Raw genomic sequence first — 19,588 nt, forward strand, 5'->3', positions numbered from 1 at the left:
TGGGTTATGTTTATAATTTTTTCCCTTAGTTTGTTCCTATAGCCACGATATGCCCAAATTAGACGAACTGGTCTCTCTGATTGCAGAAACTCAGAAATATTTTCAGCAACAGGCGCAGCGTCAGGTAAATACTGCCTTAACTTTACGAAACTGGCTGTTTGGATTTTATATTGCTGAATACGAATTAAATGGTGAGGACAGGGCGATATATGGTCAAAAAATTATTAAAGAACTAGCCATACGACTTAAGCATTTTAAGGGAATGTCAGAGTCAAACTTATATCTCTTCCATCAGTTTTACCTTACTTACCCTGAAATTTTCCTGACAAGGTCTGCGAAAATGTATGTAGCTGACTTTATGGATAAAGCAATTTTCCAGACGCTGTCTGGAAAATCAGGTAATACCGGAAAAGCGAGCTCAAAAGATATAGCCGAATCTAATTCTACAATACTCCAGACACAGTCTGGAAAATCTTTGATTGACGCAGACAAGCTTATCAATCAGCTCAGCTTTTCACACTTTATCGAGTTAATCAAAGCTGACAGTCCCGTCAAGCGTAGCTTTTATGAGTTAGAAGCACTTAAAAACAATTGGTCGGTAAGAGAATTACAGCGTGCTATGAACAGCATGTTATATGAACGGACGGGCTTAAGTAAAAACAAGCGAGCCGTTCTAAACAAGCACCTAAACAAGGAAGAACTGTTACCCGAAGACGTGTTCCGAAATCCCTATATGCTGGAATTTCTTGGACTAAAGGAAGAAACTGAATACTCGGAATCAGACTTAGAACAAGCCATTATCAATCATCTGCAAACCTTCTTACTAGAAATGGGTAGAGGGTTTTGCTTTGAAGCGAGACAAAAACGTATCACCTTCGATAATACACATTATCGAACAGACCTCATATTTTATCATCACATTTTAAAAATGCAATGTGTTAATCGACTTAAAGTTAGGCGAGTTTACTCATGCAGACGCTGGACAAATGAATATGTATCTAAATTACTATAAAGACAATGAAACCAACGAAGGCGACAATCCGCCCATTGGAATCATTCTCTGCGCCAGCAAAAATGAAAATCTAGTCAAGTACAGCACCGCCGGTTTACCACAGAAAGTTTTTGTAAACAAGCATATGATCAATTTGCCAAAAGAAGAAGATCTGCAAAGAATAATAGAAGAAGAACAACAAAAAATTTCGAAGTCATGACAGGCAAACTATACCTCGTTCCCACCCCTATCGGCAACCTCGAAGACATCACCCTTCGGGCCATCCGCATATTAAAAGAAGCAGATATCATCCTTGCAGAAGACACCCGGACAAGCGGCCCTTTGCTTAAGCATTTTGAGATCGACAAAAAAGTATTCGCCCACCATCAGCACAACGAGCATAAAGCAAGCAGTGAGATCGTTCGCTTTCTGAACGAAGGAAAAAATGTGGCGTTAATTTCTGATGCCGGCACACCCGCCATTTCAGATCCGGGATTTTTCCTGGTAAGAGAAGTGCTCAAGAACCAGATCGAAATAGAATGCCTTCCGGGAGCAACGGCTTTCGTTCCGGCTTTGGTTAACTCGGGCCTTCCATGCGACAGGTTTACTTTTGAGGGATTCCTCCCTGTAAAGAAAGGCCGCCAAACGCGGCTTAAGGAGCTGGCAGCAGAAGAGCGGACCATGATCTTTTATGAATCGCCACACCGGATCTTAAAAACCCTCGAAGAATTAGCTGTGGTTTTTGGTGAAGACAGGCAAGCTTCTGTATCGCGCGAACTGACTAAATTATTTGAAGAGACCGTAAGAGGCACTCTGAGAGAAGTAAAACTTCATTTCGACACTCATACCATAAAGGGAGAATTTGTACTCTGCGTTGCCGGCAAAGAGAAGAAAAAGAAAGATGACAGTGAATAAGATGATTTAAAGTCATTCTTACATTTTCAGCCAAATACTTTTTTATTTTTGATGTTTAACACTGAATTTATCATGCGAATTGAACCATTCATAAACGACGAACAGGATCCGAAAACCGCCGAAAAAGTTTTAGGGAAAATATCCGACATGCTGACTCCGGGCGAACAGGTTGTTTACCTCGCCGTGCAAAAAAAACCGGCAGTTACGCTAATCCCTGATTCTATCGTGGTAACAGATAAACGCCTTATTTTTTGCAAACCAGGAAATCTGGGATTAACCACCAACTTCGAAATTTACAGCTGGAGAGATATTAAAGAAGTATCCTTTAAGGAAGAATTTTTCGGAGCAAAGTTCACTGCGGTGCCGCTATCAGGCGAAAATCTTACGGTAGACTACATTCCGAAAGTAGAGGCAAGAAAACTTTACCAGTTCTGTAACCAGCAGTTAGAACGTGGAAAAGAGATCGAAAGAGAGAGATCTTTAGAAAAAGAAAAATCAGCAAAGCCGCAGAACGAAATTGAGTTAAAACCCGTTATAGGAGAACCCTCACAAAACAGCTTTGATGGCCCCAGTGTTCCGGTTCAGCCCAGTATTCAGAGTGGAACGATTCCCGCTCCTGAAACTGCAAAGTCATTGGAGGACGAGATAACATTAAAGCTTCAAAAGCTGAGAGGGTTATACGAAAAACAATTAATTACACAGGAAGAATACGAAGCTAAAAAAGCCGATATCTTATCTCAGCTATAACGTGCGAAATAATTACCTTTTAGGCATAACCACTGCTTTTACGGCATGGCTAGCCTGGCCACCCGTACCATATACATCAATCCTGCTGCTGATAGCATTTGTTCCGCTATTGCTTGCGGTCGAAAATATTATCCGCTCAGAAAGCACAAAAAAGGGCAAACAGGTATTCGCTGTATCCTTTTTTAGCTTCGTAATATGGAATACATCGTGCATTTACTGGGTATTCAACTCTCTTAATGCTGTAATGCCGGTGGCTGTTGCTTTCATGGTGTCACTAATCCCCTTCGGACTGGCGGCACTGCTAATGACGATTGCTTTCTGGCTTTATTACCGCTTACGGATGATCAAAGGCAGGCTTTTGAGTTATATCGGCTTAATTAGTTTTTGGCTGGGATACGAATATTTGCATCAAACCTGGGATCTGGCATTTCCGTGGATGAACCTGGGAAATGGATTTTCTAACTTCCATCAAATTGTTCAATGGTATGAATTTACGGGGGTGTATGGCGGCAGTTTATGGGTTTTGATCAGCAACGTTCTGGCCTTGGAAGCATATTTAGCGCTTAGAATTAAGTCGCGGGAAGCAAAAAAACTCATATGGGCCTTCTCGGGAGTACTAGCCTTGCCGATACTCTATTCCCTCACTATTTATACCAACTATCAAGAAAAAGTTAATCCATCGAATATTGTGGTGGTGCAACCCAATGTAGATCCTTATCTTAAATTCGGCAGTCCCGCTGCTGCACAACTTCAGGGATTAATTCGCCTGTCTGACTCGATCGGCCAACCCAATACCGAATATTTTATATGGCCTGAAACCGCAATCCCCGAGACCGCCGACGAAAACAATGTCAGAACCGACTTAAACTTTCAACAGGTACAGAACTTCCTGCAAAAATATCCAAATGCAAATGTTCTTTCGGGGATTGAAAGCTATCTGATGTACGACTCAATGAGTACAGCCACAGCCAGGTATCACGCGGGGAGCGCCAAATACTACGACCGTTTCAATGCCGCTATCCAGATAGAAAACTCGGCGAGAGTCCAGTTTTATCATAAATCTAAGCTGGTTCCGGGCGTAGAACAAACACCTTTTTCATCGGCACTTGGGTTTATGAAACCAGTTTTTGCAGCCTTCGGTGGCTCGACTGGCAGTTATGGCCGGCAAGACGAGCCCTCGGTTTTTTACACGCAAAGCGGAATAGGAGTAGCGCCGGTAATTTGCTATGAATCGATTTGGGGAGAATACGTGTCAGACTACGTAGACAAAGGGGCCCAGTTTATCGCTATCATTACCAACGACGGCTGGTGGGGAAATACATCGGGCAAAGATCAGCACCTGGCTTACGCGAAACTTCGTTCCATCGAAACCCGCCGCTGGATAGCGCGTTCGGCAAATACGGGAATTTCGGCATTCATCAATCAGCGGGGCGACATTACTCGACGTAGCGGCTGGTGGCATGCAACTGCCCTGAAAGAAAACATTAACCTGAACGATGAGCTCACTTTTTATACCCGGCACGGCGACTATATCGCGATCGCTGCCTGCATTTTAAGCGGAGCGTTTCTGGCATTGTTAGTACTAAATTTGATTCAACGACCTAAAAGATCTTTGAAATAACTAAAAGATCACAAGGGATAACAGCATTAAATAAGGTAGCGCAATAAACAGCAAGGTTAGGCTTAGTTTGACTCCTTCAGCTTTTCGTAATCCTCCGCAGTATCAATATCAATATTTCCTAACGGAAAGGGAATTGCAACCACGTCCGATTCATTATCCAAAACCAGCCCTTTAGCTCCATGGTTTCCTTCGAGAGACAGTAGATCAGGAAAGAACCGCTTATCAAATAGCACCGGCGTTCCCAGGGTGTTATCATAAGTGCATGCGGCGATAGCCCTTCCAGCGGCTTCTTTTTCAGTCATCAGCTTGTTGAGTATCGCGGAATCAACAAAAGGCTGATCACATAACATAATAATAGCTTGCGGGGCATCTGGTTCAAGTTGCAACAATCTGGTCAGACCACATTTTATTGAGGATGACAGGCCTTCATTCCAACTCATATTAATCACTATCTGAACATTTTCGGCGATTTCGGTCCGGATGTTATCTTCGTCTGCCCCCAGTACCACTACAATGGGTGAGCAGTTAGAAGCCAGGCCTTCTTCAACGGCGTGCTGTAAGAGACTCTTGCCATTATAGATAAGTTTTTGCTTGGGCCGGCCCAGCCGGCTGGATGAACCTGCCGCAAGAATTATAAGTCCTGTCATAAGTTAATCGCGCAAGAGGAAAATTTAGCATTCGGGTGCTTCTTAGAAACAAGCTCAACGGCGTTCTGTTCTGCTGGTCTGAACTTTAATGAGGTACCTGTCCGATTCGACAGCACAGCTTTAATTTCTGAAACAATTGAAAGGGCTATTTCCTCTGGCGTTTCTGATCCAATATCCAGACCTGTAGGGCCGAAAACAATATCAAGTTTTTCGGCGGATAGTGGGATTTCATTTTCCTGTAACTCATCCAGCATCCGCTGGAGCTTCTTTTTTGGTCCGAGTGCTCCAATATATTTCAGATCAAAGTTGGACAGCTGTCGCAGCGCAGCGATATCATAGTTGTAATTATGGGTCATCAATACTGCAACCGTCCAATGATCAATAACAATTCCCGACAGGCAGTGCTCCGGCTTTGAAACCAACACCTGACTGGCAGACGGGAAGCGATTGGTGGTGGCGTAATTAGCCCGGCCATCTATAACAGATACTTCCCAGCCTAAAATGTGGGCAAATTGCACCAAAGGCATCGCGTCATTACCCGCACCAAATATCAGCAGATGAACCGGCGGCTTTAAGTATTCAATAAATCCGGTAATAGTATCATGGTAATTCACAATAAGCGATTCCGCACATTTAAGCACCTTGCCTGCATCAGCCAAAAAAGCGTCTTTAACAGCACTATCCAAAAAGCCCTGCTGCCCTCGGTCGCTTGTTAACAAAACAGACGTGCCTGCTTGTGGCGCCAACTTATTTTGCAAGGAAAAAAACGTTCCCAAAACCGCTTCCTGTCTTTTCGCGAGATAGCTTCTGAATAGGTGGATTGGATTAAACTCATCGCCGGGATTTAGCGGCTCGAGCAGCACCTGAATAACGCCATTGCAACCCAGACCAACGCCCATGGTTGCGTCATCATCGTCGGTAGTATCATAAGTAACTAAAGTGTTCCGACTTTCAACAATTGCAAGTCGGGCTTTACGAAGAGCATCGCCCTCAAGGCAGCCGCCACTGATAGCTCCGGTTAGCTCTCCATTTTCTGTTACGAGCATCCTTGCCCCTTCGTGCCGGTAAGCCGAGCCCTCCACATGTACCACCGTAGCCAAAGCAGTTTTGAGACCGCGTTCAGTGGCGTCATCATAGGCTTTCACGATCTCCTGCAACTCCTTCATTTTTTGGGTAAAGAAATTAAATTGGTTTACGTAAAAATCACCTTTTCTTTATGCAAGTCCAAATCCGGCAGGGACCAAAACGGTAACAATTTTAGTAAATGATTAAAAAAAACGGCTGGGCCTCAAAAAGAAACCCAACCGCTTGCTTAACCCTCATCACTCAACCTTTGTCTTTCTTAAGAAAATCCTTAGATTTTGGATTGGGTAAACGGATAACAGAATAGAAGCAAATTTGTTTGTGACCGGCGGTTAAGACAAGGGGTCTGCCTTAAATCCAAGTCGTTCAACCAGCTCCTTAATATCCTGCCGATCCAGATTTTCTGTTTCAACACTAAGGATTTTATCGGGATTATTGATATCCACATCCCAGTGTTTGATATCTACGTTTGCATCTAAATGGGGTGTAACCTTCGCGATACAGCCTCCGCAATTAATAGTTGTTTTAAATTGATACTTTTCCATGATTTTTAACAATTTCCGTTTTCTTGTTTTAACTCTCCCGACTCGAGCTCGATAGTGCTATGGTGCACGTTATGATGCTGAAGAGTGTGCCGTAACTTTTTTATCACCAGCATCTTTTCGCTAAAACTGAGTCGTTCATCTATTTTAATATGCACAGTAAGTGCGTTTTCTGTTGTACTAAGCGGCCAGATATGAATGTGATTTACATCAGTGATATCTGTATTTTTCAGAATAATGTCGCGAATCTCCTCAACCTTCACTCCTTTGGGAACCGCGTCTACCGAAAGCTTAAAACTTTCGACCAGAAGTTGCCAGGTGCCAACCAGTATCACAAAGGCAATAATCAATCCCAACACAGAATCTACCCAATTCCAGCCGGTATATGCGATCACAATTCCACCGATCACTACCCCCAGAGAAACCAGCGCATCTGCCGCCAGATGCAGATAAGCGCTTTTTACATTCAGATCTCTTTCTTTGTCTCTGAAAAAAAGCATGGCTGAAATTCCGTTCACTAAAATCCCTGCACCCGCAATCCAGGCTACTACGCTCCCCTCCACAAATTCGGGGTTAGATAAGCGACGTAAAGATTCATACGCCATTATACCCACAGCGAGCAAAAGGATCACTGCGTTAGTCAAAGCCGCAAGCACCGTTGTCTTTTTATATCCGTAGGTGAAGACCTGTGTGGCTTTTTTTCTGGCGAGGATGAAAGCCAACAAGGAGAGCACCAGGCTTCCAACATCACTAAGATTATGGCCAGCATCGGTTAACAGGGCCATCGAGTTATATTTCAATCCCCCGATTACCTCTGCTATCACGAACAACAGATTCAAAGTAATGCCTATCTTAAAAGCCCTTCCGGCTAATAATCCAGGACTTACCTCGTGGGTGTGATGATGATGTTCGTGCGTGTGCATATTACATTTTCATATACTTCAGCCTCAGACTGTTGGCCACAACACTTATACTGCTTAGCGCCATTGCACCGCCGGCCAGCATCGGGTTTAATAAAAATCCTGTAAAGGGATATAAAATTCCTGCTGCAAGTGGTATGCCGATTAAATTGTAAATGAAGGCCCAGAACAGATTCTGTTTAATCACTTGTACGGTTTGACGTGACAACTTTATAGCCCGTGGAATATGCATCAGATCGGAAGAGATCAGGGTCATTTTAGCTACATCCATCGCAATGTCTGTGCCTTTGCCCATGGCGATACTGACATCAGCCAACGCAAGTGCCTCACTATCATTAATTCCATCGCCCACCATCGCCACTTTAATGCCCTCAGCCTGCAATTTCTTTACGAAAGCCGCCTTATCGCCCGGCATGGTTTCCGCTTTATAATTAAGTATACCCACCTGCTTTGCTACAGCTTGTGCAGTAGTTAAATTATCGCCGGTAAGCATATAAACGTCGACATTCATTGCTTCAAGCGCTTTTACTGCTTCTGCCGAGGTTTCTTTGATTTTATCGGCTATCGCGATTGCGGCAAGTGTATTTTCTTTGTCGGCGAACCAGATAACAGTATACGCATTACTAAGCCATTCCTCCACTTTTTGCTCGAGTGATGCGTCTATGGCGATTGCATTTGAACTCATTAGTTTAGGACTGCCTAGAAAATATGCATCACCCTGATGGGATGCAAAAACACCTTCGCCGGTAAGGCTTTCAAATGATTCCAGCGGAAGCTGTTTTACCTCCATGTTTTGAAAGTATTTTACAACCGCATCTGCCAGGGGGTGTTCGGATTGGGATTCTATGCTATAAATCAAAGCCGACAAGTGTTCGCGGTCTGCACCTTCTTTCCATTCAATGCCAATTACGTCTGGTTTTCCTTCGGTGATAGTGCCTGTTTTGTCCAGAATAATGGCTTTTACATTCCGTGCTTCCTCCAAACTTTCAGCATCCTTTATTAGAATTCCGTTTTCTGCTCCTTTGCCAACACCCACCATTATTGCTGTAGGCGTGGCCAGCCCAAGCGCACACGGACAAGCGATTACCAACACGGTCACCATGGCTAACAGACCCTGAGTAAATCCATTTTCGCCACCCAATACCAGCCAGGTAAAAAGACAAAAAATGGCAAAACCGATAACCGCAGGAACAAATATGCCTGCGATTTTATCCACCAGTTTCTGCACCGGCGCCTTACTTCCCTGAGCGTTCTGCACTAATTTTATTATCTGTGCGAGAAGCGTGTCCTTTCCTACCTTTTCGGCCAGAAAGCGAAAACTACCTTTTTGGTTTATCGTTCCGGCGTATACCAGGGCATCCTTTTCTTTTAAAACCGGCACAGGTTCGCCGCTGATCATACTTTCGTCGACGTAAGATGAACCAGAAAGCACTTTCCCGTCAAGCGGGACCTTTTCTCCGGGTTTCACAAGAAGCACGTCGTTGACTCGGACATCTTCGGTCCTAACAACTTCTTCTTTGTCGCCTTTTATCCGGATAACCGTATCGGGCTGTAATCCAATCAATTTCTTAATGGCCTCGGAGGTGTTTGATTTGGCGTTTTCTTCCAGAAGCTTACCTAAAAGGATAAAGGCAATAACCACCACCGCTGCTTCGAAATATACATGTGCATGTAGTCCGCGACTTGTCCAGAACTCGGGATACAGGGTGTTAAAAACACTAAAAAGATATGCAATACCCGTACTTAAGGACACCAGAGTGTCCATATTGGCATTTCCATGATTTGCCTGTTTCCAGGCGTTGACGAAAAACTGCCGTCCGAATATTAAAACCACCGGTGTAGCAAGCGCCCACTGGATGTAGTTTCCATATTCTACATCCATAAAAAACATCCCAAGGGCAACAATGGGCAACGCAGACAGGATGGATAACCAGGTATTTCGCTCAAGAGCTTTAAATTTGGCTTTCTGAATAGCTTCTAAGGTGGCTTTCGCCGAAGCCGAATCTTCTATGATCAGATCATAACCCACCGATTGCACTGCAGATTTGAGTTCTTCGGGTTTCACAACCGATGGCTGATATTCTACTAATGCAGTATTATTGGCAAAGTTTACCGCTGCGTTTACTACTCCCTTGTGAGATTGCAAAATAGTTTCGGCGCTAATGGCGCAGGAAGCGCAGCTTAGGCCGGTAACAGGAAAGTTCTCTTTTATCGTTTTTGAAGTACTCATAGTATTTCATTTTTGTATACTCAAAGGTCGGGGATAAAGAGAGCGAAACTTTATATTATCATGGGAAAGATTTATAAAATTTTAAAGAATCAGCACAAGGGAGTTTAAGAGGAGTGTTTACCTTCACTCCTTCTTCCGCCCTAAAATCAGTCTGATTCCCTTATCATAGCTAAAATATCCTGAGATCCAATTCAGAAGCACGATAAGCCGGTTCTTGAAACTGATAATGGATATCAAATGAATAAACATCCAGATAAGCCATGCTAAGAAGCCCTGCGTTTTAAATTCTCGGTTAAACATTTTCAAATCTGCTACGGCATGATTGCGTCCGATAGTGGCCATAGAACCCTGATCATGATACTTAAAGGCTTCCGGCTTTTCGCCGTTTAACAGGCGCGTAAGATTTTTTGACAGTAATTTCCCCTGCTGAATGGCCGGCTGAGCCACCATCGGATGCCCTTCCGGATATTCGGGACTAATCATGCAAGCCACATCTCCGATGGCAAAAACGTTATCGTAAGCCTCTACCAGGTTATATTCATTCACACGAATGCGGTTTCCTTTAAAAATGCTTTCTTCCTTTAATCCCTTAATCGGAGCGCCTACCACACCGGCGGTCCAGATTAATGTATGAGCTTTTAATTCTTCTCCCGAATCAAGAAGAACTGTTTCTCCATCGTAGGATTTTACCCGCCGGTTGAGCCAAACCTTTACTCCATAATTTTTCAGAAACTCGAGCGATTTTTCTGAAGCTTCCGCAGACATGCCCTTTAATAACTGATCCCCACTTTGGATGAGATTAATATCCATCTGTTTTATGTTCAGCTCTTTATAATCTTTTGGAAACACATGCTTCCGAAGCTCGCTCAACGCTCCGGCTAACTCCACCCCTGTGGGCCCTCCTCCAACAATTACAAAATCCATTAACAGATTTAGCTGGGCTTCGTCGCGGGCTTGCAAGGCATTTTCAAGGTTGCAGAGAATGGTATTTCGAAGCATCACGGCGTCATTTATGCTTTTGAGTGCAATAGCATTTTTTTGCATCAGCGCGTTGCCAAAAAAATTGGTTTCTGCCCCGGTGGCAATTACCAGGTAATGATATGCAATCTCGCCAATCGTGGTGTTCAATAATTGTCTTCCTGCATCAAGCGATATGACTTCAGTTAAGCGAAAGAAGAAATTTTGCTGCCCTTCGAAAAATTTCCTGAATGGATATGCAATAGACGCCCCGTTAAGTCCAGAGGTGGCCACCTGATAAAGCAATGGCTGAAATGTATGATAATTATTTTTATCGATCAGCACCACCTGAACGGCAGCCTTTGACAAAGACTTGGCAAGCTTAAGCCCTGCAAAGCCGCCTCCTACAATAACAATACGTGGGTTACCCGTATCGGGGATACCTGTTAATTTCACCATTTATGTCCTTATGTAATTACACAAACATCGGGCGGTTAGATTTGTTCCCTTATAGCAGTGGCCGACGATTTGTTTAGCGTAGTTCAGCGGATCATCGGTATACCGATGGGTTTATTACTCCAGCTAAGGGGCGAAACTTTTGCTTTTAAATGATGATAGAAAGTAAAATACACATTTCTAATCGCATTACCAGTCATAGAGTCATTCAAGATTTTAGCCACACCGGTATTATAAACATGCTGGCCATTGATGCCCGGGGAATTATAGTTTACGTTAATGAGGCAGAGCTTTCTTTATCGGGCTATACAGCCAGCGAATATCTCGGACAGCACTTCGGAACTTTTTACAAAGATGAGTCTGTGGTTGCTGCTATTTTAGACAGTATTCGGCAGCCAGAGGGAATCTACAACCTGGAAGCACGCCTGCATTGTAAAAATGGGGTAATTAAGGATATCCTGATAAGCACCAGAAACCTGCAGGACGAGAACGAGCTGCTGTACACCTATCTTTTTATTCGTGACATCACCCTTTCCAGGAAAAACGAAAACCTTCTGGCGTATCTTAACACTGCCGCGGAAGTACTGGCCGGAGCCCGCGATACGAAAGACGCATTAAATAAGATCGCGGATCTGATTGTGCCCAGATTTGCAAATTGGTTTACTATCGACCTGTTAAAAAACGGCGAACTTGAACTAATCAAAATCGCCCACCAGAACCCTGAATTACTTAAAATCTCGCTCGACTATCGCCGGAGATACCCCACCAATCTGAGTGGGGACGCCGGCACTGCTCTGGTAGTGAAGACCGGCCGACCGAACTTCCTGCCAGTTGTGAGCCCCGAAATGATCGATATGCATATAACCGATCCCGTTCAGCGAAAAATTATTCACAGTCTGGGCCTGCACTCGGTCATCACCGTTGCCATGTTTAACAAAGAAGCAATTACCGGGGTAATTACCTTTGTTTCGTCAACGCCGGGGAAATATGATGAGTCTGATCTCCGTTTCGCACAAAATTTTGCAAACCATATAGGGCTTGCTATAGAAAACACCCGTCTTAACGAGGAAGCTCTGGCAGAAATAGACCGGCGTTCTAAAATAGAAGACGAGCTGCGAAGAACCCAGCTGCAATTAAAGTCGGCGCTCTCATCAGGCTTAATAGGCACCTGGATACGCGATTTGGAAAACAATATCCTGTATGCCGACGAGAGCTTGTCGAATCTGTTTGATATTGAATATAAGCCGGAGGGCGTAGCCCCCGATGTCTTTATCAGCCGCATCCATCCTGAAGACCTTGTAGATTCACAATTAAAACGCCAGGAGGCAGTTGAATGCGGCGGTGATTATGAAGCGGAGTACCGGATTGTTACGAAAGACGGAAAAGTTAAATGGGTTTTTGCAAGAGGCAAAACTGAATGTAATGCGGAGGGAAAAGCGGTAAGATTTGCAGGCGTAGTGGGTGATATTACCGAACGCAAAAAGGCCGAAAATGCATTAAAAGAGAGCGAAGAACGCTTCCGGCTGATGGCAGAGGCCATGCCTCAAAAAATATTTGTGAGCGACGTGAATGCAGGGCTTATTTACCTTAACCCACAATGGGAAGAATTTACCGGTTGCTCCCGGGAAGAGATCACTGAACTTTCTTTAGCTCATTTTATCCACCCTGACGACCTGGAAGAAAATCTTAAAAGATGGTCTGAAGCAGTTCAATCTGGCAGCGAGTTTCAATACGAGCACCGGTTCAGAGCAAAAGACGGGAAATATTTCTGGCATCTTACCAGAGCGCTGTCTCTGCATGATACCGGCGGAAATAAGATTTGGATAGGCTCTATCACCGACATTGACGAGCAAAAGAAAAAGGAACAGAAAAAGGATGAATTCATCAGTATAGCCAGCCATGAGCTAAAAACTCCTATCACCAGTTTAAAGGGCTATTTGCAAATTCTTAGCAGGATGGTAGAAAAAGAAAATAATTCATCCATCTGCGATCTGGTGTTGAAAACTCACAGACAGGCACATAAACTGGCTTCACTCATTATTGATCTGTTGGATGTATCGAAAATGCAGGCGGGTAAAATGAACTATAACTTTGTAACCTTCAATTTTGAAGAAGTGATAGACGACGCCATTACAGACGCACAAAATACCTATCCCAGCCATCGCATCACGGTTAAAGGCAATCCGGCGGTAAATGCTTTTGGTGATAAGCACCGCCTCGAGCAGGTACTATCAAACTTGCTAAGCAATGCTGCAAAATACTCTCCGGAAGAAAATGAAATAATTCTCGCTATTTCAACTTCTGATGATTTGCTAACCGTATCTATACAGGATTTCGGAATTGGAATCCCGGAAGAAAAGACCCGTTTTATATTTAACCGGTTCTTCAGGGCCGAAGATACGTCTTACAAATTTACGGGTCTCGGCATTGGCCTTTATATATCGCAGGAAATAATACAGCGACACAAAGGAAAAATCACCTTCTCCTCTGTGGTAGGAAAAGGTTCAACCTTTACGGTAAAGATTCCCCTTCGGGAATCCTGAGGTCTCTCTAACAAACAGCTTAACCCGCTTAATCTGTCAGGCGGCGCTCTCTCCGTAGTATTTGTTCAGGTATTCCCGCAGGGCTTTGGCCGAGGTGATGCCGGAATTATTTACGACAGATGTTAATATAGACGGATGCAAGTCGAACTGTTTCGACCAGTACTCCACTTCATAATATTCGTGTATGTTAATCCTGTCAAGATCGAGGCTACGAAATTCAATATCTTCCATATAATTTTAACTAACTATATAATAAACGTTTAACAGGCGACAATAGTTTTTATCGAACAACTATCTTTATTAAATTTAATAATATAATTACCTAATAAGAGATTGAACTGAAGCTGGGCGGAAATAACGGTGGTCAAACAATTCTAACCCTAACTCGTTATATCGCCAGCTAACATCTTGAAAGCATTTTTGCAGAACTAAGTAATTGCCGTATACTAAACCCGTATTTATTCGCCCGGCAGGTTAATATAAATTCCGGCATCTTTACCTCCTCTGCTCTCTCTAAAATAAAAAACAAAATCGTGATAAAAGTACTCTTAGCCGAAGATCACAATATAGTTCGCAATGGCATCAGGTCGCTGTTAGACAAGCAACCAGATATTGAAGTCATTGCCGAGGCTATGGACGGACTCGAGGTTATCCAGAAACTGGATGAGGGGATAAAGGCCGACATTGTGCTCACCGACGTGAACATGCCCCAGTTAAACGGTTTAGCCCTGATAGAACGTTTAAAAGACAAAAATCCGGAAGTAAAAGTAGTGATCCTTTCGATGCTGGATCATGAGAACTATGTAATGAAGGCAGTAAGTTCTGGCGCTTGCGGTTATTTGCTGAAAAGTGTAGGCGAAGATGAGATGATGTTTGCCATTCGTCATGTAAGCGAGGGCAACTTGTATGTTTGTTCAGAGCTCACATCAAAATTGCTAAATAAATTATCGACCCTGCCTGATGAAAACAGTGACGGGAACAAAATTGCTATCGACCTTTCAAGAAGAGAAATAGAAATACTTCTTTTAATTGCCGAAGGGTTTACAAACAATGAAATCGCTGAAAAGCTTTTCACCAGCAGAAGGACAGTTGAAGGACATCGCCAAAACCTTTTGGAAAAAACCGGCGCACGTAACACTGCTACGCTTATCCGCTTTGCCGCACGCCATGGCTTAATTGATTAAAAATGCGCTTCATCTTCGCGCAAAATGTTCGGAAACTGCTTGGTTCCCTAACTTAATTTTCCATGATACTAACCGGCCAATAAAACTTCTGTAATCTTATTTGTTATAGATATGTAAGAATATCACCGTGAATTACACCAGGAAGTCCTTATTCAGTGCCGAAGAGATGCTTGAGCGGTTCAGGCAAGAGGCTGATAAAATGTTATCAGGCATGGGTGAAGAGAAGGAGCTGAACCTTTCAAAAAAGGAAATTAAGGAGCTGCTTCACCAGATACAGGTACAGCATATCGAACTCGAAATGCAGAACGATGAGCTTAAGATCTCTAAAGAGAAGGTGGAAAATCAGCAGATTAAATTTGCGGGGTTATTTAACCTGGCTCCGGTAGGTTATTTAATTTTAGATAAGAATGGAATAATAACCGAAGTAAATAACACCGCCTGCTACCTGCTTGATGTTTTAAAACGAAATTTACTAAGCCGCTGTTTCCGGAGTTTTATCAATCCCGACGAAGCGCAATTATTTTATACTTTTCTAAGAACCCTCTTTCAATCGGAAACCCAGCAGAATTGTCAGTTAACGCTTATTACCCCAAAAGGGAAGGGCTTGTATGTACAGATTGAGGGAATTGCCGGACAAAATCCAATCTTACGGGAGAATGAATGCTATATTACTATCGTTGACATTACGGAAAGACGGCTGGCAGAATTAACATTAAAAGATACCAAAGAGCGGCTCGAAATTGCTCTTGAAGCCTCGGATGCGGGTACCTGGCAGATTGATCTTAAAACAGAACAGATCTCTCTTGATGAATTTAGCTGCGAAATTTACGGATTAAGTAACTGTAACTCCATTCAGGCGATCGACACGTTTATTAAAATGATTCATCCGGAGGATCGCAGGAACGCAAGTAAGCGCTTTGGCGAAGCGATCAGCCATAAGCAAGATCTTGATGTAGAATACCGGATCATCAAGCCCGATAAATCAATCGCCTATATTTCTGCCCGTGGCCATGTAATTGAAAACGAAAGCGCTGCTATTTGCTTTGTTGGCATCCTATTGGACATCACCGAGCGAAAACGACTTGAAACAGAGGCCTTACGTCTTAAAGAAGAGCACCAGAAGACCATTATGACAACCGTATTTCGCACCCAGGAAAACGAGCGAAAACGCATTAGTGAAGCCTTACATGATAGTGTTAGCCAACTGCTTTATGGTATTAAACTGAAATTACAAGATTACAAACGTTGCAACAAAGACGAGAACATTTACGAAGAGCTGAATTCGTTGATTGAGCAGGCGGTGGAAGAAACCCGGGATATTTCTTTTGAACTTGCGCCTTCAATACTTTCGGATTTTGGGCTGCCCATAGCCCTCGAAGAAATGGCAAAACGACTAAACACTGAGAAGTTAAAAATCTCAACAAAAGTGTCCGGGCTGAAAGATCGCTTAGACCTGAACAAGGAGATAAACATTTTTCGGATCGTTCAGGAGCTGGTCAATAACGTGATCAAACATGCCAACGCAACGGAATTAAAAATAGCATTAACTATAAAAGCAACTAATTTAAATATTTCTGTAAGTGATAATGGTGACGGTTTCGATTCCCTGCACGCGTTAAACGCCTCTGGCTCGGGCTTGCACAGCATAAAGAACCGGCTAGATTTATTTAACGGAACCATGAGCATCCAATCGACCAAAGCTGCCGGCACCGTGGTACATATCACATTTAAAGATGTTGCCAGTTAGAACCATAAATCCAGATGCGGTGGGCCTCAAGCGATCATCGATCTCATGCCTGCAAGACCCGATGATTAAATCCAGAATGCGTTATTACCCGCAATTGTAGTACCAATCCTTTCCAACTCAGCCCGGATGCTTATGCTATTTCGAGTGTCCACTGACGAATCTCAATAACATACACACTATCAATAGGATATACCTAAAACAGGTAAAAAACTCCAACTGAACAGGTATTTTCCGATGGCGAAAAAATGTTTCTTTAGCCGTATTTTTGTACTTCAATCTACCAAGATGAAAAGGGAAGAAAAATCAACGCATAATTGCGGCAAAAACAATCATCGTCTTTATAAAACTTCGGGAGTCGCGGTGCCAGGGCTCTGCTTTTTTCAGGAATTCTTCTGAGTCGGGGGTTTATGGTTTAGCGATCCTGGTATCGCCCTTGGGACTTAAATTTAAATCAGTTTAATATTCATAATTACTTATGGCGAAACGAGTTCTAGTGTTGGATGATGATATTGCTGTTTTAGAAGCTATAGAAAGTGCTCTTACCTACGAAGATTTTGAGGTGACCACTATCGGGCGCACTTATAATATTTTCAAATCGATCGACGAACATAAACCCGACATCATATTGCTTGATTTTATTCTTGACGGACTAACCGGTGGTGAAATATGCAGAAACATCAAAGCGAACCCGGATACGAAACATTTGCCGGTAGTTATCATTTCGGCTTACCAGGGTAATATGGAATCTCTTAAGACATACGGCTGCGACCACTTTATTGCCAAGCCCTTTAGTTTAAAAGATCTCATTGATGGGATAAATAAAACCCTGGACAAGGCTTCTGTTAAGAGCTAATACAGATTTGTAAAGGGATGACAAACACTTAATTACCGTTTAAAATCCGGACTTATCCCTTTTATACGGAAAAACTTCAGCCTTATCTTCATAATACTTCGAAATTTTCTACCTGAAAACTATGCACATAGAAGGAAAGTACCTGCTCCTTAACTACCGGGATATGCCCGATACAGATTTTATCTGTGAGAACGGAGGAGATCTACGAATTCGAGTACTCAGGATTCCGAGAAACAAACTGGATGCCTTACCCGAAGGTGAATTGCTCGGCGCAATGGACAAATGGATTCTTGTGTTTCAAAATATAAGTAACAGAAGGATTACCGAACAGGAAGAACTTATCAGGGCGGTACATTGGTATACGTGCAAGTTTGGGATTCAGCAAATGAAAATGCTGTACTTAAAGAGGTGAGGCGACGCTTTGTTTACTGACCGATCCGTCGCAGGTCGCTTTTTTTTAACCAGCCTTTGGTAATCTGGCCTGCCGTGTTAAAAAACACTACATAAATAAATCCATTTCTATCGTCTAAGGCAGTAAGTTCTGCGTTATTCCAATGCACAAGGTGTGCACTTCTGCGAGTGCTTGGATCGGGAGCGGTATGAAAATGTGCCTTAGATACGGCGAGTGTATATTTTTTCCGGTCGGGAACCTTGGGGGGCTCAGTGCTGGTAGATCCTGAGGGCCGCTCGGAGGAGGTGTCAATCAGGCCCTCGTCATCAGTGCCAACCTCCGAAGGTTCTTCAACGGGGACAGGAGTATTTTGAAGCTCTTCCTGCTGACTTTGAATTGCGCGCAGACTATCAGCATATTTCACAGAATCCCGTCTCGCCATAGCCCTTCTGGTACGACGATCGATCTCTAATTCATCTTTTTGTTCCTCTGTTAAACCCGCTGTATCTTCCTGCGGAATACTGTCGAGGGTTGCTCCGGCGAAATCCGTCTCCGGACCGCCTTTTTTTGAAAGCAAAGAGTATGCTGCGAAGACACCCAATCCTGCAAGAAGAATTAATAAAGTAAAGAACACCGGCCTCGAAAGACTTACAGCAGATCTTCGGTCCCGGTCGTACATACTGGCATCCCGTCTTTCTTCCTGTACGGCGGCCAGTCCGGGCGTACTAGCAGCGGCGTCCTGATATTGCAGCACCAGGGCATTCAGTCTGTTAATTTCGCTCTGCAAAACTGCTACACTTTCTGCATCAGCCGGAGTGTTTTTAACCGCAGATGTGCTATGAGAAATTACTGCTTCGTGAAGTTCAACTCCGTCTTTGAAACGATTTTCTGGTTTCTTTTCAAGACATTTCGAAGTAATAGCGAGAAGCCATTCCGGCACTTGCATTTCAGTTCGCTTCTTATCTGCAGACCAGGTGGCGGGCAGATGCTTTCTTCGAAGTTCGAGTACATCCGGAACCGGAGTTTCCATATGAGACACCATAACAGTGTTCCTGGAAGTTTCACCATTATCAAGCAGCGGAAAAGGAACAACACCGGCAAGAAGTTCAAAAAGAATCACTCCAAAACTATACACATCGGTTTGGAACAACATTTTCCCCTCGTTTTGCTCGGGGGCCATAAATTCGATAGCACCTGCATGCCTTAAACTACTCCGGCGTTGCTCGTCTGACATTATTGCGAGTCCAAAATCAAGCAGAATATAGTTCCCCGACCGAATATTAAACTTAACGTTATTGCTTTTTATATCCCCATGCTTAACCGAAACTTTATGACAGTGAGCCAAAGCATTGGATAATTGATCTGCGACTTTAATCACCTCCCTGATACTAAAAACGGGATCGTGTGGAGGTTTTAATAATTCTTCCAGGTCAGGGCCTTCGATAAATTCCATCTCGATGAAAGGAAAAGAACCACTTTCGGTGATCCCCGAGTTAAGAATCTTCACTACGTTAGGATTGGGCTCTTCATTAACCTTTTTCAGCTTCTCTACCTCGTTTTGAAAATCTCTAAAGTTTTTATCATCATTATTCTCGGTATGAATTGGCGTTGGCAATAGCTTTACGGCGCTTATAATCTCGCCAATGCGCCTGCCCTTGTAGACAGAGCCCTGACCACCGGTGCGCAATGCGCCCATATTTTCTAAGCCTTCGGTAATAGTGAATACTTTGCCCATTTATTTTTAACTGTTAGGTATCAATA

The 19,588-nt window shown here is 43.4% G+C and carries 18 protein-coding genes; 10 read left to right on the plus strand and 8 right to left on the minus strand.

Translation table 11 applies throughout. The annotated features are described in order from the left end of the window. The first annotated feature begins 49 nt into the window (after positions 1-49). From J3P43_RS01130 to lnt, 5 genes are all read left to right on the plus strand, one after another. The gene (locus tag J3P43_RS01130; protein ID WP_255898113.1) at positions 50-1,012 is read left to right on the plus strand and encodes a PDDEXK nuclease domain-containing protein; all 963 of its coding nucleotides are present in this window, start codon (positions 50-52) and stop codon (positions 1,010-1,012) included. Continuing rightward, positions 987-1,211: a PDDEXK nuclease domain-containing protein gene (locus J3P43_RS01135; protein ID WP_255898115.1), complete on the plus strand. Its 225-nt coding sequence runs from the start codon at positions 987-989 to the stop codon at positions 1,209-1,211. Before J3P43_RS01130 ends, J3P43_RS01135 begins: the two co-directional genes overlap by 26 nt. Next, positions 1,208-1,906 carry a 16S rRNA (cytidine(1402)-2'-O)-methyltransferase gene (gene rsmI / locus J3P43_RS01140; RefSeq protein ID WP_255898117.1) on the plus strand — a complete coding sequence of 233 codons (699 nt, stop codon included), beginning with the start codon at positions 1,208-1,210 and terminating at the stop codon, positions 1,904-1,906. Before J3P43_RS01135 ends, rsmI begins: the two co-directional genes overlap by 4 nt. 72 nt (positions 1,907-1,978) lie before the next feature. Then, on the plus strand, positions 1,979-2,653 hold the full coding sequence (locus tag J3P43_RS01145; protein ID WP_255898119.1) for a PH domain-containing protein: 675 nt from the start codon (positions 1,979-1,981) through the stop codon (positions 2,651-2,653). 1 nt (position 2,654) lies between these two features. Then, positions 2,655-4,274 (plus strand): apolipoprotein N-acyltransferase, encoded by a 1,620-nt coding sequence (lnt, locus tag J3P43_RS01150; protein ID WP_255898121.1) that lies wholly within the window; start codon positions 2,655-2,657, stop codon positions 4,272-4,274. Between the two features lie 62 nt (positions 4,275-4,336). Here the strand turns inward: lnt and J3P43_RS01155 are convergent, their stop codons facing one another. From J3P43_RS01155 to J3P43_RS01180, 6 genes are all read right to left on the minus strand, one after another. Further along, positions 4,337-4,921: a nucleotidyltransferase family protein gene (locus tag J3P43_RS01155; RefSeq protein ID WP_255898123.1), complete on the minus strand. Its 585-nt coding sequence runs from the start codon at positions 4,919-4,921 to the stop codon at positions 4,337-4,339. After that, positions 4,918-6,087, minus strand: a complete 1,170-nt coding sequence (locus J3P43_RS01160) for an XdhC family protein (RefSeq protein WP_255898125.1) — start codon at positions 6,085-6,087, stop codon at positions 4,918-4,920. Before J3P43_RS01160 ends, J3P43_RS01155 begins: the two co-directional genes overlap by 4 nt. A gap of 249 nt (positions 6,088-6,336) precedes the next feature. Next, positions 6,337-6,549, minus strand: coding sequence for a heavy-metal-associated domain-containing protein (locus tag J3P43_RS01165; RefSeq protein WP_255898127.1), 213 nt, complete (start codon positions 6,547-6,549; stop codon positions 6,337-6,339). Positions 6,550-6,554: 5 nt separating this feature from the next. Beyond that, positions 6,555-7,469 carry a cation diffusion facilitator family transporter gene (locus J3P43_RS01170; protein ID WP_255898129.1) on the minus strand — a complete coding sequence of 305 codons (915 nt, stop codon included), beginning with the start codon at positions 7,467-7,469 and terminating at the stop codon, positions 6,555-6,557. A 1-nt stretch (position 7,470) separates the two neighbouring features. Then, positions 7,471-9,696 carry a heavy metal translocating P-type ATPase gene (locus J3P43_RS01175; RefSeq protein WP_255898131.1) on the minus strand — a complete coding sequence of 742 codons (2,226 nt, stop codon included), beginning with the start codon at positions 9,694-9,696 and terminating at the stop codon, positions 7,471-7,473. A gap of 123 nt (positions 9,697-9,819) precedes the next feature. Further along, a complete protein-coding gene (locus J3P43_RS01180; RefSeq protein ID WP_255898133.1) occupies positions 9,820-11,112 on the minus strand; it encodes an NAD(P)/FAD-dependent oxidoreductase in 1,293 nt (430 codons plus the stop codon). 149 nt (positions 11,113-11,261) lie between these two features. Here J3P43_RS01180 and J3P43_RS01185 point away from each other — a divergent pair, with 149 nt between their 5' ends. Continuing rightward, the gene (locus J3P43_RS01185) at positions 11,262-13,652 is read left to right on the plus strand and encodes a PAS domain S-box protein (protein ID WP_255898135.1); all 2,391 of its coding nucleotides are present in this window, start codon (positions 11,262-11,264) and stop codon (positions 13,650-13,652) included. Between the two features lie 36 nt (positions 13,653-13,688). On the opposite strand, the gene J3P43_RS01190 is transcribed toward J3P43_RS01185, so the two are convergent. Then, positions 13,689-13,883, minus strand: coding sequence for a DUF3606 domain-containing protein (locus tag J3P43_RS01190; protein ID WP_255898137.1), 195 nt, complete (start codon positions 13,881-13,883; stop codon positions 13,689-13,691). A 302-nt stretch (positions 13,884-14,185) separates the two neighbouring features. Here J3P43_RS01190 and J3P43_RS19615 point away from each other — a divergent pair, with 302 nt between their 5' ends. The 4 genes from J3P43_RS19615 (at position 14,186) to J3P43_RS01210 (ending at position 17,848) form a co-directional block, all read left to right on the plus strand. Further along, positions 14,186-14,836 carry a response regulator gene (locus tag J3P43_RS19615; RefSeq protein WP_255898139.1) on the plus strand — a complete coding sequence of 217 codons (651 nt, stop codon included), beginning with the start codon at positions 14,186-14,188 and terminating at the stop codon, positions 14,834-14,836. 127 nt (positions 14,837-14,963) lie between these two features. Continuing rightward, positions 14,964-16,583: a PAS domain-containing sensor histidine kinase gene (locus J3P43_RS01200; RefSeq protein WP_255898141.1), complete on the plus strand. Its 1,620-nt coding sequence runs from the start codon at positions 14,964-14,966 to the stop codon at positions 16,581-16,583. Between the two features lie 475 nt (positions 16,584-17,058). Further along, positions 17,059-17,436 (plus strand): response regulator, encoded by a 378-nt coding sequence (locus J3P43_RS01205; RefSeq protein WP_255898143.1) that lies wholly within the window; start codon positions 17,059-17,061, stop codon positions 17,434-17,436. A gap of 121 nt (positions 17,437-17,557) precedes the next feature. Beyond that, entirely contained in the window at positions 17,558-17,848 is a 291-nt protein-coding gene (locus J3P43_RS01210; protein ID WP_255898145.1) for a hypothetical protein, read from the plus strand. Positions 17,849-17,861: 13 nt separating this feature from the next. Here J3P43_RS01210 and J3P43_RS01215 read toward each other — a convergent pair whose 3' ends face one another. Continuing rightward, positions 17,862-19,562, minus strand: coding sequence for a serine/threonine protein kinase (locus tag J3P43_RS01215; RefSeq protein ID WP_255898147.1), 1,701 nt, complete (start codon positions 19,560-19,562; stop codon positions 17,862-17,864). Between the last annotated feature and the right edge of the window lie 26 nt (positions 19,563-19,588).

The organism is Paradesertivirga mongoliensis (genome assembly GCF_024436395.1).
GTDB lineage: Bacteria > Bacteroidota > Bacteroidia > Sphingobacteriales > Sphingobacteriaceae > Paradesertivirga > Paradesertivirga mongoliensis.

Excerpts from the sequence above, each read along its gene's own strand:
- J3P43_RS01130 (WP_255898113.1), top strand. The coding sequence starts at position 50 with ATGCCCAAATTAGACGAACTGGTCTCTCTGATTGCAGAAACTCAGAAA.
- J3P43_RS01175 (WP_255898131.1), bottom strand. The coding sequence starts at position 9,696 with ATGAGTACTTCAAAAACGATAAAAGAGAACTTTCCTGTTACCGGCCTA.
- J3P43_RS01180 (WP_255898133.1), bottom strand. The coding sequence starts at position 11,112 with ATGGTGAAATTAACAGGTATCCCCGATACGGGTAACCCACGTATTGTT.
- J3P43_RS01170 (WP_255898129.1), bottom strand. The coding sequence starts at position 7,469 with ATGCACACGCACGAACATCATCATCACACCCACGAGGTAAGTCCTGGA.
- J3P43_RS01210 (WP_255898145.1), top strand. The coding sequence starts at position 17,558 with ATGCACATAGAAGGAAAGTACCTGCTCCTTAACTACCGGGATATGCCC.
- J3P43_RS01215 (WP_255898147.1), bottom strand. The coding sequence starts at position 19,562 with ATGGGCAAAGTATTCACTATTACCGAAGGCTTAGAAAATATGGGCGCA.
- J3P43_RS01185 (WP_255898135.1), top strand. The coding sequence starts at position 11,262 with ATGATGATAGAAAGTAAAATACACATTTCTAATCGCATTACCAGTCAT.
- J3P43_RS01145 (WP_255898119.1), top strand. The coding sequence starts at position 1,979 with ATGCGAATTGAACCATTCATAAACGACGAACAGGATCCGAAAACCGCC.
- J3P43_RS01135 (WP_255898115.1), top strand. The coding sequence starts at position 987 with ATGAATATGTATCTAAATTACTATAAAGACAATGAAACCAACGAAGGC.
- rsmI (WP_255898117.1), top strand. The coding sequence starts at position 1,208 with ATGACAGGCAAACTATACCTCGTTCCCACCCCTATCGGCAACCTCGAA.
- J3P43_RS01155 (WP_255898123.1), bottom strand. The coding sequence starts at position 4,921 with ATGACAGGACTTATAATTCTTGCGGCAGGTTCATCCAGCCGGCTGGGC.
- J3P43_RS01190 (WP_255898137.1), bottom strand. The coding sequence starts at position 13,883 with ATGGAAGATATTGAATTTCGTAGCCTCGATCTTGACAGGATTAACATA.
- J3P43_RS01165 (WP_255898127.1), bottom strand. The coding sequence starts at position 6,549 with ATGGAAAAGTATCAATTTAAAACAACTATTAATTGCGGAGGCTGTATC.
- J3P43_RS01160 (WP_255898125.1), bottom strand. The coding sequence starts at position 6,087 with ATGAAGGAGTTGCAGGAGATCGTGAAAGCCTATGATGACGCCACTGAA.
- J3P43_RS01205 (WP_255898143.1), top strand. The coding sequence starts at position 17,059 with ATGGCGAAACGAGTTCTAGTGTTGGATGATGATATTGCTGTTTTAGAA.